The organism is Streptomyces sp. NPDC046985 (genome assembly GCF_040644415.1).
Classification (GTDB): Bacteria; Actinomycetota; Actinomycetes; order Streptomycetales; family Streptomycetaceae; genus Streptomyces.
Genome location: NZ_JBEYWK010000025.1, coordinates 106,549 through 120,115, shown reverse-complemented (window position 1 = coordinate 120,115; position 13,567 = coordinate 106,549). Strand labels below are relative to the sequence as shown.

The following is a 13,567-nucleotide window of genomic DNA, read 5'->3' as shown; positions in this document are numbered from 1 at the left end:
CAACCAGAGCACGGTCCCCGCGGGCGGCAGCACCTGGACGAACACCTACGACCTGTGCGAGGCGGGGCGGCCCGCCCGCGGGCGCCCCCGGCGGCGCTGTCGCACTCCCCCGGCGGCCCCCGGAAGCAGCCCGCGCGCTCACCCGTACAGCCCGGCCGGAACGCCCTCCGCGCGGCGAGTGCGCAGGCTGGAACGGCGGACGAGGTCGAGCAGGCCGCGACACCATGCCGGGAGGACGCCATCCAGCACACCGACGACGCAGGCGACGCAGGCGGCGCCGCCGGGATGAGCGCGGAGCGAGCGGGGCGCCGCGACGCGCGGGCCGACCGGACGGCGCTCTCCTCCCGACAGGCGCCGCTGGCGCCGCTGGTCAGCGACCACCCCTGCGTCTCCCCCGACGACTTGAGCGGCGGCTGCCGACCCCGGCTGGACAGCGGCGAGCTGGGCGTGCTGGGCTCGCGGGCGTCGGGGCTGACCGCGACGACCGCGCGGCGGGTCGCGGCGGCCTCCTCCGACGAGGACAAGATCCCCGTGGCGGCGGAGGCAGACGGCGAGGCGCTGCGGATGCGGCCGTCGGCGGTGTGCTCGCCGCCGATGCGGCCGTCGGCGGTGTGCTCGCTGCGGATGCGGCCGTCGGCGGTGTGCTCGTTGCCGATGCGGCCGCCCGCAGTGTGCTCGCCGCCGATGCGCCCGTCGGCGGTGTGCTCGCCGCCGATGCGCCCGTCGGCGGTGTGCTCGCCGCCGATGCGCCCGCCCGCGGTGTGCTCGCTGCGCCCCTGCGCCCTGCGGGTGCTGGCGGCGCGCCCCCGCTCCGGCGCCACGCCTGCCGCACCGCCCGTGCAGCGGCGGCGGCTCGTCGCCCTCGCCTCCGGACCCGCCGAGCGGACTTCCCCTGGAGTGACACGTGCCTGACCGCAGCGCCGTCCCCGCCGCCCTCCGGAGCGCGAGCGGGCGCCGCTCCGCCCTGGCCGCCGTGCTCAGCGACCTCCGGGCGATCGACGGAGCGCTGTACGCGGCCGTGGCGGCCACCCCCACGCCCGCGCTGGACCGCGCGCTGCGGCGGCTGTCGCACACGGCCGACCACTCGAAGATCTCGCTGGCCGTCGCGGCGGGCCTGTCCCTGCTGCCCGGCCGCCCGCGCCGCGCGGCGGCGGCCGGGGTCGCCTCGGTCGCGCTGGCCTCGGCGGCGGCGAACCTGTTCGGCAAGCGGGTGGTACGCCGGCGCCGCCCGGACCGGGAGAAGGCCCAGGTGGCCGTGGACCGGCACGTGCCGATGCCGGAGTCGGCGTCGTTCCCGTCCGGCCACACGGCCTCCGCCACCGCCTTCGCCACCGCCGTGGGGGTGGCGCTGCCTCCGGCCGCCGCGCCGTTAGGCGCACTGGCCCTCGCCGTCGGCTACTCCCGCGTCCACACCGGCGTGCACTACCCCGGCGACGTGGCGGCCGGGGCGCTCCTCGGCTTCACCGCCGCGGCGGCGACCCTGACCGCCGTACGCGCCTGGCCGCGCCCCCGATGACGCGAGGCGCCGCCGCGTCGGGGCGTACCCGGACGGCGGCGCGGCGCGGGGCGCGACGGCGCGGCTCGACGACGCGGGGCGTGACTCGACGGCTCTGGATCCTACGGCGTGGCTCGACGGCTCTGAGCCCTACGGCGTGGCTCGACGGCGCGGGGCGTGACGGCGTGGCTCGGGACACGACGGCGCGGCTCGACGGCATGGCTCGGGTCGCTACGGCGTGGCTCGACAGCTCGGGGTGCGACGGCGTGTCCGATCACGCGGCCGGTCTCGCCGCCGCTCCTTCCGCTCCCGCCGCGCGGGGTCGCCCCGAAGGCGGCGGGCGATGTCCGCCGCCGCGCACGAGGCGACGGCCATGGACCCACGCGCGGTCACCGGCGCGGCCACGGCCGAGCCCCACGGCCGCGGGCGCGGCGTCGCGGCCGTGGGGCTCGGGCGTGGGGCTCGGGCGTCGTCGTACGGCCGGTTCAGCGGTGGACCGCCGCCGCGTACGCCTCCAGCGTGCGGGAGGCCGCCGCGTCCCAGGTGTGCCGGTCGAGCACGTACCCGCGGGCCCGCTCGCCCAGTCGGGGGTCGACGTCCCCGATCACCTGGGTCAGCGCGTCCGCCAGTTCGGCGGGGTCCGTCGTGGCAGTCCGCAGGGAGGCGCCCTCGGCGCTGCCGACGACGCCCGGGTCGAACCCGGGCCCGACGACGGTACGGGCGCCCAGCGCCATGGCCTCCAGGGCGACGAAGCCGAAGGGCTCGTACGCGGACGGGAACACGCAGGCGTCCGCCGCCGCGAAGTGCTCGCGCAGCTCGTCCGTGTCGAGGTACCGCCCGATCACGTGCACCCGCTCGCCCAGTTCCAGGTCCGCCACCCGCGCGCGCAGCCGGTTCTCGAAGGAGACGTCGTCGGGCCAGCCCGTACCGGCCATGACCAGGGAGGCGTCGGCGCCGTCGTCGAGCATCAGGCGGACCGCGTCGATGAGTTCGGCGACTCCCTTCTGCGGCGCGTACCGTCCGGCGTACACCAGCAGTCGCCGCCCGTCGGGAAGTCCGTAGAGCTGTCGGACCTTGTCGCGCAGGGCGGCGCGTTCGGCGTCGTCGGGGCAGTCCATCCGCCATGCCTTCCCCGCGCCGTGCGACACCACGGCCACGTCGGCGCGGCCGGCCAGGTGCGGGACCTCGGAGACGGTGCCCTTCGAGGGGGCCATGACCAGCCGGGCCCGGCGGCTCAGCGCTCGGTTCAGCGCCCGTCCGAGCGCGGAGACCCACCCCCGGCCACGGTCTCCGCGGAAGATCTCGGCGGAGTGGACGTGGTAGCAGACCGGCATCCGGAACAGGACGGCGCAGATCAGGCCGGCCGGCGCGCACATCCAGTCGTGCACCGCCACCAGGTCGACTCCGCCTCGGGCGTGCAGGCGGCGCGCGTACCAGGCGCCGACGACGTTCAGCCGGGCGACCGCCGCCATCATCCCGAGGCGCGAGCGCGGCAGCGGGGTGCGCGCCCACGGCGCGGTGACGGGTACCCGGCGCACGGTCGTCCCGCGGTACGGGTACACCCGCGGCAGGTCGCGGTGCCGGGAGGCGCCCACCAGGTGGATCTCGGCGCCGTGCGAGGCGAGGCCGCCGAGCAGTCCTTCGATGTAGGTGCCGATGCCGCCGAAGGGATCGGGCGGGGAACCGGTGGAGATCATGACGATGCGCACGTGCCGCTGCCTTTCGTCGATGAGGTGTGCGTCAGGCGGCTCGCTCCCGCCGACTCGGTCTCTTCGGGCCGCTCGCCGTGCCGTCGCAGGTCGGCTTCCAGGGCCACCGCTGCCTCCGGCGCTTCCGGCGGCGCGTCGGGGGGTGTCTCGCGCTCGTCCCGCCGCCGTTGGAGGGCGCGCTTTCCCATCAGGCATCCGAGGACGCCCAGCGTCGCCACGGCGTGGCCGAGGACGGTGAGGATCCGGCTCAGGAGCAGCAGCGTGACCAGACTCGGGCCGCTGATCAGGACGCCGAGGGTGAGGCCGAGCACTGCTTCGCGCACGCCGATCCCGCCGGGGGCCAGCGACAGCGCTCCGGCGACCGCGCTCAGCGTGAAGCCGCCCACGCCGAGCGTCATCGCGGCCAGTGGATGCGCGCCGAGGGCTATGGCGAGGATCGCCGCGTGCAGGCCGCTACAGCACCAGCCGAGGCCACTCAGGGCGATCATCGCGGCGGACGCCCTTCGCGGGGGCAACGCGATCCGGTGGTCCTGGCTCCGCAGGACGCGCTGCCCGAGGCCGATCAGCCGCTCCAGCAGGCGCGGCGCGAACATGGGCACGCCCGCGGACAGCAGTACGGGCAGCAGCAGCCACCATCTCGCGTCGGCTGCCACCAGGCTCGGCAGGGCCAACAGGCCGACGGTGACCCCGCTGAGCATGGTGAGGATCTGGGAGACCAGTCCGGTCGCCATGAGGGTGGACGGCGGTGCTCCGACCTTCCGGGCGAGCGCGGCCTGCGTGACGGTGGGCCAGATCGCGCCCGGGAGGTACCGCGTCACCCCGGACACGAAGAAGATCCAGGCCGCGTCGGAGAAGCCGAGCCGGACGCCGGAACCGGAGGCGAGCGCCCTCCAGCCGAAGAAGCCGGGAAAGTTGGCCAGCACGGTGAACACCGTGGCGCATCCGACGGCTTTCCAGCCGACCGAGCTGATTCCCCCGTACAGGCCGTCGCGCATGCGCCAGACCTGCCAGCACAGGAACACGACGATGCCGGTATAGAGCGTCGTCCTGACGAAGTGGAGCATGCGGCGGCGGTTCTTCCGCGGACCCCGGGTCATCGCATCAGGGTGCCGCGGCGCCGGGCGCCGATCACCGAGGAGCTGTCGTCCATGGGGGTCACCTGGCGGAACAGCTCCTCGTAGGAGTCGAGGAACCGGTCGACGCCGTAGAGCTGCCGGGCTCTGCGGCCTCCCTCCGCCCGCTCGGAGGCGGTCAGGGCCGCCAGCTCGCTGATCGCCCGGCCGAGCGCGGCCGGGTCGCGCGGCGGGACCCGGCGGCCGAACCCCGTCTCCAGGACCGGCGACCGGCCGCCGGGAAGGTTCGTGGTGACCGAGGGCACGTCGGCCATCATCGCCTCGGCCTGGACGGTGCCGAAGGACTCGGCGACCGACGGCAGGGCGAAGACGTCGATCGACGCGTAGAAGTCGTCGATCTCGTCTCCGCCGAGCAGGCCGAGCATGCGCACGCGCTCGTCGCCGTCGATCAGCGGGCGAAGCCGGTCTTCGATGCCGCCGCCCGCCACGTTGACCCAGTCGCCTCCGATCAGCAGTCGGGCCCGCGGGTCGGCGAGCTGCTGGAAGGCCCGTATCAGGTACTCGATCCCCTTGTCCTCGACGATGCGTCCGAGGAAGCCGATGTGCAGGCCGCCCCCGTCCCGGTAGCGGGGCTTGCCGCCGCGCCGGTCGAGGCACGGCGGCGCTATCCCCCGCCAGTTCCTCCGCTTGATCAGCGGCCACAGTTTGGAGCCGCGCGCCTGGTCGGCGCTGTTCAGCACGACGGCGTCGGACCTGCGCATCGCGGCCCACGTGGAGACGTCGACCGCTCTCCTGGCGGCCGTGTTCACGATGCCCGAGGGCAGCCACAGGTCCATGTGATGCGTCGTCACGAACGGCCGGTCCCGGACCGCCAGGGCGAGGGGCGCCACTTCGAGCATCGGCACGTGCGGGTTGACGATCGCGGACGCGCGGGCCACCCGGCGGGCCAGCGACACGAACTGGGGACTCACCAGGCCCCGTCCGATCGTCCAGCGGACCGGTGCGCGGAACACCTCGACGCCGCCCAGCACTTCGCGAAGAGGCAGCGACGCGTCATGCTGACCGGCGACGACCGCGACGCGCCGGCCCCGCCGGGCCAGCCCCTCGGCGAGCCGTTGCGTGTGGATCGTCAGACCGCTGACGTAGGGCGCGTAGTAGTTGAGGATGACGGCCACGTCGAATTCGTTGTCGCTCACGACAGTTCACCTACCGATTGCGTTGTCTTCGAGTGCACTGCTTATTCCTGTTGTTCCTGTTGTTCCTGTTTTTTTCTGGCGTTCTCTGACGTCCCCTGGACGGTTCTCGCCGGGCCCCGGTCGGTCCCGTCGCCGGGGCGTACCTCACACGAGGCGGCCGACGGCCAGGCAGGCCAGCCACAGAAGGGCGTTGACCGCCAACTGCGGGTCGGTGAGCACGTCCCGGCCCGGTTCCCCGCCGCTGCGGTGCAGGGAGACCAACTGCGTGTACCGGCACAGCGCGAACACGGAGAACGGCATCGTGACGACGGCCAGCACGGCGGCGTGCGGGTACGGCGCGAACAGCACGAACAATTCGTAGCTGATCAACGTCGCGGCCAGCAGAACGGCCGTCAACTGGTCGAGGAGCGCCAGCGAATAGCCGGTGAGGGCGGGCCGTCTCGCCATCGCCTGCCCGGGACGGCTCGCCGTCGCCAGCTCGTGCCGCCGCTTGCCGAGGGACATCAGCAGACAGGTGCAGTAGACGCACATGATCAGGATCGGGTCGAACGGCGCCGCCACCGCCAGGCAGCCCGCCACCGCCCGCAGGACGAAGCCGACGGACACCGTGGTGACGTCGACGAGCGGATAACGCTTCAACGCCAGGCAGTAGGCCAGATTGAGAACCGCGTACCCGGCCACGGCGGCCTGAACTCCCTTGGGAAGCAGCCCTCCTGCGGCGCATGCCGTCGCCAGGCAGCCCACGCCGAGCGCCAGTGCGCCGAGCGGGCCGACCTCTCCGCTGGCCAGCGGCCGGTGCCGCTTCGTCGGATGCAGCCGGTCCTGGTCCCGGTCGATCCAGTCGTTGAAGACGTACACGGCACTGGAGGCCGCCGTGAACGCCGCCGCGGTCGTCAGGGCCGGCGCCAGGTGGCGCAGGAGCGCCGCCGGGGCGACGGCCAACGGGACGATGAGGACGAAGACGTTCTTCACCCATTGCCGAGGACGCAGCAGCACCAGCGGCGCCGGCCATCGGGAGCGCCGCGCGGGGCGCTCCCCGCGCACGACGGGGAGTGTCGCGGTCGCCGCAGGCGCCGCGGGCGCCGTCAGGACCTTGCCGGTGGCGGGCTGATCGCGGGGCGCGACGGCCGCCTGGGAATCTAATCTGCCGGTTTGCTTCACCGTATGTCCCTTCCTGGTCTCAGGGAGCGCGTCCTCCGGGATCTCCCGAGGGCGCCGTGTCCGGGACGACTACGCGGATCTCCTGTGCCGCGTGGTCCGAGAAGTCCGAGCCGCCGCCGAAGCGGTAGCGTGAAACGGTCAGGTCGTGCGTGGTGAACAGCCAGTCCAGCCGCCACAGCCGCGGCAGCAGACCGCCGTCGGCCGGCCAGGAGCGGGCGGGCAGCCAGGACCCGGCGGGACTGTGCAGCCGGACGTCGCCTCCCCACGAGGTCAGCCTCATCCAGGGCGAGTTGAAGTCGCCCGCCAGCAGCGCCGGATGGGGATCGGCGGCCACGTCCTCGCGGAGCGCGTCCAGTTCGCCGTTCCACCAGATTCCGCGTCTTCTGAGGAAGCGGTAGGTGTCGGCCTTCACCGGGTTGCCGAGGTGGAAGGGCACCGGCAGGTGCACGTTGTAGAGGGAGACCGTGCGGCCGCCGGCTCGGACGTCGGTGCGCTGGAACTTCCTCGCGTGCCAGTACCAGTCGCCGCCTCCAGGCGTCTTCGGGCGGGGCGCCGCGACGACCGGCAGGCGGGACAGGGTGATCAACTCACCCTGTACGAGCAGCCGGTAGCCGGGGAACTCGGCGTGCAGGCGCGCCGAGTCGTCGATGCGCACCGGCTTCTCTCCCCGCGTGTACAGATACTCCTGGAGGAGGTACACGTCGGCGTCCTGGCGGCGCAGGAAGGCGTAGAAGGCGTCCTTGTCGTCGGACATCTGCCAGTGGTCGGTGTTCCAGGCGAAGACCTTGATCGGCGTGCCCCGGGCGGACGCGGTCGCGGTCCCCCAGCCCGGTCCGTATCCCGCCAGGCAGGCCCCGACCACGAGTGGGGCGAGCAGGGCGGCGCAGAGCCGGCCGCGCACCGGCCGGGCCAGCGGCGCGAGGACGAGCAGCAGCAGGGGGACCGCCGCCAGGGCGAGAGGCGGGACGATCTCGACCACGTACCAGGGCCACCAGCGCCCGGTGAGCAGGACCAGCAGGACGAGGAACACGGTCCAGGCGGACGTGGCCGCCACCAGCAGCCGGGTTCGCCTGCTCCACTTCTTCCTCGGCGCCGGCCGCTCCGGCGGGCCGTCCGCAGGCGCATCCGACGGGACGTCCGCAGGCGCACCCCGCTGCTCGTCCGCAAGCGCACCCCGCTGCCCGGCCGGCGCCGAGGAGGGCTTCTCGTCCGGTTCCGGTGTTCCGGCGTCGGCGCCCGCCACGTCAGAAGAACGCCTTCGCCAGCGCCAGCGCTCCCTGCCGCCAGGGATCGCGGCTGGTCCGTCCGACGCCGGCCGGGGCCGACCCGGAGGCAGCGGCCGCTCGTCGGCCGCGCCACCAGTCGTAGGTCTGCAAGATGGCGTCCCGGTTGGACAGGCGGGGGCGGAACCCGAGCCGGTCGCGGGCCTTGTCGACGCTGACGTAGGAGTCGGCGAGCAGCTTGGATACCAGCCTGCCGTACACCGGCGACAACTTGAGCCGTGCCAGGGTGCGCAGCACGGCCACCGCGGGCCCGCTCGGTATCGAGACGACCCGCCTGCCGTGCCCGGCGGCGTCCAGGACGCACTGAAAGTCCTCTCGCAGCGTGCCGAATTCGGCCGCGGCGATGTTGTACGTGTCGTTCGCGATCCGCGAAGGAGCGCACAGCACCGTCAGCACCGCGTCCACCAGGTCGTCCACGGCCAGCATCTGACTGCGCACGTCCCCTGTGCCGAGGACGGGGAAGTTCTTCCCCTCTTCGGCCCATTGGAAGAGCATGTCGAACAGGCCCATGCGGACGGGGCCGAGGAAGGTCTTGGGACGCAGGACCGTCAGGCAGCCCGTCCCTCCGTCCCGGAACCGCTCGGCCGTCTCCTCCGCCGTCGCCTTCGCGGAGCTGTAGGGGTCCACGGGCGCCCGCGGGCAGTGCTCGGGCGTGGGCACCGTACGGGGCAGTCCGTAGACGGCGGTCGAGGAGATGTGCAGCACGCGGGGCACGGCCGCCTCGCGGGCCGCCGCCAACACGGCGGCGGTGCCCTCGACGACGATCGACCGGATGTCGGCCGCCGAGTAGCTGGGCAGCGCCGACGCGGAGTGGACGACGGCCTCGGCGCCCCGGAACGCCTCGGCGAGTGCCGCCGGATCGCGGATGTCGCCCGTGACCGCGGTGAGTCCGGGGGCGGCCGGTACGGGCCGCAGGTCGAGCGTCCTGACCTCGCAGCCGGAACGCAGCAGGCGGTCGACTAAGTGCACGCCGAGCACGCCGGCGGCGCCGGTGACGGCGACGCGTGCGGGCAGGGGCGAGGCGGTGTAGGGCAACGGCTCGTCGGGGGTATGCGTCACGAGGTGATCGCCCCCAGAGGTCCGTCGCGGTCCGGGAACGTCGGCATGGCCGGGGCTTTGGCGGCTGCGGTCCCGCCGTGCGAAGCGCCCTCGGGTCGGTGTCTGTCAGCCTCGGCGAGGCCGATGAGACGGCTCATACGTCTCTCTCCTCTCTCTGCTGCGAGATCCAAACTATGACGTGTACCTGACAGATCTCCAATGATCTGCGTGTACTTTGCAAAGTGTTTGAGCCGGGAGAAGTCCTGCGGAGCCGGAGACTTCGCCCGCCGCCCCGGGGGTTCCTCTCCCGCCCTGGGCCCGCCGGAAGCCGGCGGCGGCCCCGAGGGGCCGGCCGCTGGGCGTGGGCGTCAGGACCTGGTCAGGGTCACGTCCTGGTGGGTGATCGCGTGGAAGCGCGGCAGCAGCGGCAGGCCGCCCTGGGAGGTCAGCTCCACGAGAGCGGCCTCGGCGCGGGCCGGTCCCGGCGTCAGGGCGTCGGAGGGCGTGCCCGTGGTCGTCCAGGTGTGCACGGCGCCGTCGCAGACGGCGCGGGCGCCGCCGAGGCCGTGGCGGACGGCGGAGTCGTTCCGGTGGACGTCCGCGCTGACGAAGACCGGGCCGTCGGCCGCGGTGCAGCGGTACGTGCCGGAGACGGCGACCGTGCCGTCCGCCGCCAGGCGGGCCGTGGTGTCGACGGTGAGGGCGTCGGCGCCGACGGCGGCCGCGTTCGCGGGCGCGGCCGGGGCGGTGAGCAGCAGCGCGGCGGCGGCCGTGCCGAGGGCGCCGAGCGCACGGCGGGCCGGGCGGGCGAGCGTGAAGGACGTGGCGGTCATGGGGCCTCCCGGGGCGGGTGGACGGGCAGAGGTCCTCCACTCGTACCGGCTGCGCGCGCCCGGGGCCGTGACCCTCACCCCTGCGGCGGCGAGTCCGCCGCCGGTGGCCCCGGTCTGCCGGTGCGGCGGGGGCCGCCGTTCAGGGCAGGACCGCGAAGCCGTCCAGTTCCACCAGGGCTTCCTCGTCCCAGAGGCGGACCACCTGGACGACGGCCATCGCCGGGTAGTCGCGGCCCGCGGCCTCACGCCAGATGCGGCCCAGTTCGGGGGCGTGGCGGCGGTAGGCGGCGAGGTCGGTGGCGTAGACGGTGACGCGGGCCAGGTCCGCGGGGGCGCCTCCGGCGGCGCGCAGGGCGGTCAGGAGGTTGGCCAGGGCTCGCTCGAACTGCGCGGGCAGGGTGGCGCCGGCGACCTTGCCGTCCGGGTCGAGCGCCGTCTGGCCGGCCAGGAACACCACCCGGGAGCCGGTGGCGACGACGGCGTGCGAGAAGCCGGTGGGCGGTGACAGCCCGGCGGGATTGACGCGGTCGGCGCTCACTCGGCCTCCTCGGCGGCGTGCGGTCGCGAGGCCGCGTACAACTCCTTGGCGATGACGGCCCGTTGCACCTCGCTGGCGCCCTCGTAGATGCGGGGCGCCCGTACCTCCCGGTACAGGTGCTCCAGGAGGTGGCCGCGGCGCAGGGCGCGGGCGCCGTGCAGTTGCACGGCCGCGTCGACGACGTACTGCGCGGTCTCGGTGGCGAGCAGTTTGGCCATGGCGGCCCGGCGGGGGACGTCCGGGGCCCGTTCATCGTACGCCGTGGCCGCCGCGTACACCATCAGCCGGGCGGCCTCGGTGCGCAGGGCCATCTCGGCGACCTGGTGGGCCACGGTCTGGAGGTCGCTCAGCCGGCCGCCGAACGCCTCCCGGCGGGCGGTGTGGGCGACGGTGGCGTCCAGCGCGGCCTGCGCCATGCCGAGCGCGAAGGCGCCGACGCTGGGGCGGAAGAGGTTGAGCGTGCCCATCGCGACCCGGAAGCCGCGGTCCGGCTCGCCCAGCACGTCGTCCGCCGTGACCGGGACGCCGTCGAAGTCGAGGGCCCCGATGGGGTGCGGGGAGAGCATGTCCAGGGCGCTGCCGGTGAGGCCGGGGCGGTCGGCGGGGACCAGGAAGGCGGTGACCCCGCGGGATCCGGCGCCGGGCGTGGTGCGCGCGAAGACGGTGTAGACGTCGGCTTCGGGGGCGTTGGAGATCCAGCACTTCTCCCCGGTGAGCCGCCAGCGCCGCGCGCCCTCGGGTACGGCGGCGAGGGCGGCGGCGGAGCGCGGCGCGGGGCCCGAGGGCGACGGACCCTTGGGGGACAGGCCCTCGGGCGACGGGGCCTCGGGCGTAGGCCCCGCGGTCGAGGGCACACCGCCGCCCGGTTCCGCCCGGAGGTCGCCCGGCTCCGCCTGGAGTCCGCCCGGCTCCGCCCGGAGGTCGCCCAGGTCCCCCCGGAGTTCATCCGGTTCCGCCCGGAGTCCGTCTGGTGCCGCCGGAGGCCAGTCGGGTGCCGCCCGGAGTCCGCCCGGTGCCGCCGGAAGGTCGTACCGCTCCGCCCGCCGGCCGTCCGCAGCCGCCGCCCCCGAGCCGTCCGGTTCCGCGCGCAGGCTCAGGGCCGCCGCGTCCGAGCCCGCGCCCGGCTCGCTGAGGGCGAAGGCGGCCACCGCCTCGCCCCGCGTCACCGGCGGCAGCCAGCGGGCGCGCTGGGCGGGTGTGCCGTGGGCGTGCACCGGGTGGGCGCCCAGGCCCTGGAGGGCGAGGGCGGTCTCGGCCTCGGTGCAGCCGTGGGCCAGGGACTCGCGCATCAGGCACAGGTCCAGGGCGCCGGAGGCGAAGAGGCGGTCCAGCAGCCCGAGGCGGCCCAGTTCGGCGAGGAGCGGGCGGTTGACGCGGCCCGGCTCGCCCTTCTCGGCGAGCGGGCGGAGCCGTTCGACGGCCAGGGCACGCAGGTCGGCGCACCAGGAGACCTGTTCCGGTGCGAGTGAGAAAGCGGGCACGCCGGTCCTCCCTCCCCCGTGGTGACCGGGGCTCCGTCCACCGTATCGCGTACCGTTGACTGTCGTCACCGACACGATACGCTCCAGGGGCGAGCCCACCATGACGAGGGGGCGAACCGCCTTGGACCCGATGGCTCCCCACAGAGACGGCGTCCGGCCGGCCACGGCGCACGTCGACACGTTCGTGCGCGACCGCCTCCCGCCCCCCGACCAGTGGCCCGAACTGCGCTTCGACTTACCGGAGTTGCGCTATCCCGACCGGCTGAACTGCGCCGCCGAACTGCTGGCCGACCACGACCGGGCCCGCGCCGACCGCCCGGCGTTCCTGACCGGCGGCGGGGAGCGGTGGACGTACGGCGAGCTGCGGGCCCGGGTCGACCGCGTCGCGCACGTCCTGACCCGCGACCTCGGCGTGGTCCCCGGCAACCGGGTGCTGCTGCGGGGCCCCACCACTCCCTGGCTCGCGGCCTGCTGGCTGGCCGTGCTCAAGGCGGGCGCGGTCGCCGTCACCGTGCTCGCCCAGCAGCGCCCGCACGAGCTGAGCACGATCTGCGAGATCGCCCAGGCGCGGCACGCGCTGTGCGACGTCCGGGCGCTGGAGGACCTGGTCCGGGCGGACGTGCCAGGACTCGCCGTCACGGCCTACGGCGGCGCCGGCCCCGGCGACCTGCTGCGCCGCCCGGCGCCGCCCGAGCCGTTCACGGCCGTGGACACCGCGGCGGACGACGTGGCGCTGATCGCGTTCACCTCGGGCACCACCGGGCGGCCCAAGGGCTGCGTGCACTTCCACCGGGACGTGCTGGCGGTCGCCGACACCTTCTCGCGGCATGTGCTCCGGCCGCGCGGGGACGACGTGTTCGCGGGCAGTCCCCCGCTCGGCTTCACCTTCGGGCTCGGCGGGCTGGTGGTCTTCCCGCTGCGCGCGGGGGCGAGCGCCCTGCTGCTCGAAGAGGCCCGCCCCCGGCAGTTGCTGGCGGCGGTCGCCGAGCACCGGGTGTCCGTGCTCTTCACGGCGCCCACCGCGTACCGGGCGATGCTCGACGAGCTGGACGCGTACGACGTCTCCTCGCTCAGACGCTGCGTGTCCGCCGGGGAGAACCTGCCCGCGGCCGTCTGGCACGCCTGGCGCGAGCGCACCGGGCTCAGCCTCGTCAACGGCATCGGCGCCACCGAGCTGCTGCACATCTTCATCTCGGCGGCGGACGGCGCCGCCCGGCCGGGCGCCACCGGTCTCCCCGTGCCCGGGTGGCGCGCGCGGGTGCAGGACGAGGCGGGGCGGCCGGTGCCCGACGGGGCGCCCGGACTGCTCGCCGTGCAGGGCCCGGTGGGCTGCCGCTACCTCGCCGATTCCCGGCAGCGGGTGTACGTGCGCGACGGCTGGAACGTCACCGGCGACACCTACGTCCGCGATCCGGACGGCTACTTCCGCTACGTGGCCCGCGCCGACGACATGATCGTCTCAGCGGGTTACAACATCGCCGGGCCGGAGGTCGAGGACGCGCTGCTGCGGCACCCGGACGTGGCGGAGGCCGCGGTGGTCGGACGGCCGGACGCGGCGCGGGGGCAGGTCGCGGTGGCCCACGTCGTCCTGAAGGAGGGCGCGGCGCGGGACGCGGAGGCGCTGCGGGCGCATGTGAAGGCCGAGCTGGCGCCGTACAAGTGCCCGCGGGAGATCGTGTTCCTGGACGCGCTGCCGCGGACGGCGACCGGCAAGCTCCAGCGGTTCCTGCTGCGCGGCCTCGGCGACCGGCGGTGACGCC

Annotated in this window: 11 protein-coding genes and 1 pseudogene; 3 read left to right on the top strand and 9 right to left on the bottom strand. The window is 74.8% G+C overall.

Annotated elements, in window-relative coordinates:
- Together ABZ861_RS27945 and ABZ861_RS27940 are read left to right on the top strand one after the other, a co-directional pair.
- Positions 1–912: pseudogene (locus ABZ861_RS27945) on the top strand (hypothetical protein); the annotation flags it as partial.
- Between the two features lie 52 nt (positions 913–964).
- Positions 965–1,516 (top strand): phosphatase PAP2 family protein, encoded by a 552-nt coding sequence (locus ABZ861_RS27940; protein ID WP_361635581.1) that lies wholly within the window; start codon positions 965–967, stop codon positions 1,514–1,516.
- A gap of 464 nt (positions 1,517–1,980) precedes the next feature.
- Here the strand turns inward: ABZ861_RS27940 and ABZ861_RS27935 are convergent, their stop codons facing one another.
- The 9 genes from ABZ861_RS27935 to ABZ861_RS27895 all read right to left on the bottom strand — a co-directional run bounded on the left by ABZ861_RS27935 (position 1,981) and on the right by ABZ861_RS27895 (position 11,807).
- Positions 1,981–3,204: a glycosyltransferase family 4 protein gene (locus ABZ861_RS27935; protein ID WP_361635563.1), complete on the bottom strand. Its 1,224-nt coding sequence runs from the start codon at positions 3,202–3,204 to the stop codon at positions 1,981–1,983.
- Positions 3,189–4,301 carry a YbhN family protein gene (locus tag ABZ861_RS27930; protein WP_361635560.1) on the bottom strand — a complete coding sequence of 371 codons (1,113 nt, stop codon included), beginning with the start codon at positions 4,299–4,301 and terminating at the stop codon, positions 3,189–3,191. The genes ABZ861_RS27935 and ABZ861_RS27930 overlap by 16 nt, the downstream gene beginning before the upstream one ends.
- On the bottom strand, positions 4,298–5,473 hold the full coding sequence (locus ABZ861_RS27925; RefSeq protein ID WP_361635557.1) for a glycosyltransferase family 4 protein: 1,176 nt from the start codon (positions 5,471–5,473) through the stop codon (positions 4,298–4,300). Before ABZ861_RS27925 ends, ABZ861_RS27930 begins: the two co-directional genes overlap by 4 nt.
- Positions 5,474–5,617: 144 nt before the next feature.
- A complete protein-coding gene (locus tag ABZ861_RS27920) occupies positions 5,618–6,634 on the bottom strand; it encodes a UbiA prenyltransferase family protein (protein ID WP_361635554.1) in 1,017 nt (338 codons plus the stop codon).
- 19 nt (positions 6,635–6,653) lie between these two features.
- Positions 6,654–7,688: an endonuclease/exonuclease/phosphatase family protein gene (locus tag ABZ861_RS27915; protein WP_361635551.1), complete on the bottom strand. Its 1,035-nt coding sequence runs from the start codon at positions 7,686–7,688 to the stop codon at positions 6,654–6,656.
- Between the two features lie 190 nt (positions 7,689–7,878).
- Positions 7,879–8,976 carry an NAD-dependent epimerase/dehydratase family protein gene (locus ABZ861_RS27910; protein WP_361635548.1) on the bottom strand — a complete coding sequence of 366 codons (1,098 nt, stop codon included), beginning with the start codon at positions 8,974–8,976 and terminating at the stop codon, positions 7,879–7,881.
- Positions 8,977–9,323: 347 nt separating this feature from the next.
- Positions 9,324–9,788, bottom strand: a complete 465-nt coding sequence (locus ABZ861_RS27905) for a DUF6299 family protein (RefSeq protein WP_361635545.1) — start codon at positions 9,786–9,788, stop codon at positions 9,324–9,326.
- A 139-nt stretch (positions 9,789–9,927) separates the two neighbouring features.
- Positions 9,928–10,326, bottom strand: coding sequence for a RidA family protein (locus ABZ861_RS27900; protein ID WP_361635542.1), 399 nt, complete (start codon positions 10,324–10,326; stop codon positions 9,928–9,930).
- Complete coding sequence (locus tag ABZ861_RS27895) at positions 10,323–11,807, bottom strand: acyl-CoA dehydrogenase (protein WP_361635539.1); 1,485 nt, start codon at positions 11,805–11,807, stop codon at positions 10,323–10,325. Before ABZ861_RS27895 ends, ABZ861_RS27900 begins: the two co-directional genes overlap by 4 nt.
- Before the next feature lie 130 nt (positions 11,808–11,937).
- Here ABZ861_RS27895 and ABZ861_RS27890 point away from each other — a divergent pair, with 130 nt between their 5' ends.
- On the top strand, positions 11,938–13,563 hold the full coding sequence (locus ABZ861_RS27890; RefSeq protein WP_361635536.1) for an AMP-binding protein: 1,626 nt from the start codon (positions 11,938–11,940) through the stop codon (positions 13,561–13,563).
- The last annotated feature ends 4 nt before the right edge of the window (positions 13,564–13,567 follow it).

Excerpts from the sequence above, each read along its gene's own strand:
- ABZ861_RS27930 (WP_361635560.1), bottom strand. The coding sequence starts at position 4,301 with ATGACCCGGGGTCCGCGGAAGAACCGCCGCCGCATGCTCCACTTCGTC.
- ABZ861_RS27905 (WP_361635545.1), bottom strand. The coding sequence starts at position 9,788 with ATGACCGCCACGTCCTTCACGCTCGCCCGCCCGGCCCGCCGTGCGCTC.
- ABZ861_RS27890 (WP_361635536.1), top strand. The coding sequence starts at position 11,938 with ATGGCTCCCCACAGAGACGGCGTCCGGCCGGCCACGGCGCACGTCGAC.